At 47.2% G+C, this 1442-nt stretch carries 1 protein-coding gene; it reads right to left on the reverse strand.

Going from position 1 to position 1442, the window contains the following annotated elements; genetic code table 11:
- A partial coding sequence (locus ICE89_RS11630; RefSeq protein WP_216266025.1) for an autotransporter-associated beta strand repeat-containing protein occupies nt 1-1442 on the reverse strand: 1442 nt, incomplete at both ends.

Here is a 1442-nt window from a genome sequence, read left to right on the forward strand (position 1 = left end):
TTGTAGAGTTGCACTTGTATTACCACTAGAAGCGCCTAAAGTTACCGTACTAGAACCTAAGGCAGAAGCTGAAGTAGAGGCTACTAAAGTGCCTGCGGAGATGGTAGTGCCGCCGGTGTAACTATTGCTACCGGAAAGGGTTGTAGTACCAGTGGTGTTTTGGACAAGCGCTACAGTAGAAGTGCCGGTTCCATTGGTAATCGCACCTGTACTAAAAGTAGTAGCATTTGCGCCTGATAAGGTGAGTGTGACTGGAGTGCCAGTTACTGTAGGGCCAGTGACATTACCTGTAAAGGTAACCCCAGAGGTATCGGCATTGTTAATGGTGCTACTGGCTAATACGTTGATGGTACGAGCACTACTAAAGGCAGCGCCAGTTGAGATGTTGAGGGTGCCACCATTAAGGTTAATAGCGCCGGAAGTGTTTCCTAAATTTGTATTAGAGCCTGCAGATAAGGTGCCGGCAGAGATGGTAGTGCCACCGCTGTAGGAGTTGGTGCCGGAGAGGGTTAAGGTGCCAGTGCCATTTTGGATTAGCGCCACCGTTCCTAAACCATTCTGAATAACTCCACCATAGCTAGTCGAAGTATTACCTCCACCGGTAGTTAATGTTGAGGTAGTACCGGATGAGCCATTGGTAATAGTGCCAGTAGTTCCAGTAATGGAAGAAACTGTTGGTGAGTAGCCATAAACATCTAAAGTACCATTTACTGTTACCGCGGATGAGCCTATAGCATTGGCATTACCCAACTGCAAGGTAGATCCAGAAGCTATGGAAGTTATTCCGGTAAAGCTCGTATTGGCTCCGGATAAAGTAGTTGTTGCTGCGCCGCTCATACTGATCGTGCCAGAACCGCTGATGATTGCCGGTAAAGTAGCTGCACTCGTATTGGTAAAGTTTAGCGTACCATTATTGGTAATGGCTACTGCCGAAGTTGGCGTTAATCCTGCCATCGTATTGCTATAACCTACGGTTGTGCCCGTTGGAATAATCACTGTTGCAACGTTACCCAAGGTTGGGGCAACACCCGTGATGTTTGTTGTTCCAATGGTGCTAGTGGTCGTCCAGTTTGCACCGGTAGACCATAAGCCCCCTGCACTACCGGTGTAAGTCACCGATGCTAGTTGATTAACCGTCAGCGACCCCGTACTAGAGCCTGCTGATATGGCATAAAAGAGTGAACTCAAACCACTTAAATAAGTCACCGTCGTATAGCTACCAGCATTAGCTGAGGAGTTTAGTGAAACGTTGGTAGTACTCGTTGTCGAGTTGGTACCTTTAAATAAGGCTGTGCCTGTCGCATTGACAGTCGCTGTATCAGAAGAAAGGTATGAAGTACCGCTTCCATTGGCCTGCGTATTAAATGTGTAAGTGATCGTTGGTGCTGAGCCATATGTTGGCGTATCAGAAGAGCCAAAAATGACATATAGCGAAGGTATTG

Source organism: Polynucleobacter sp. AP-Kaivos-20-H2 (assembly GCF_018882215.1).
In the GTDB taxonomy this organism is placed as follows: domain Bacteria; phylum Pseudomonadota; class Gammaproteobacteria; order Burkholderiales; family Burkholderiaceae; genus Polynucleobacter.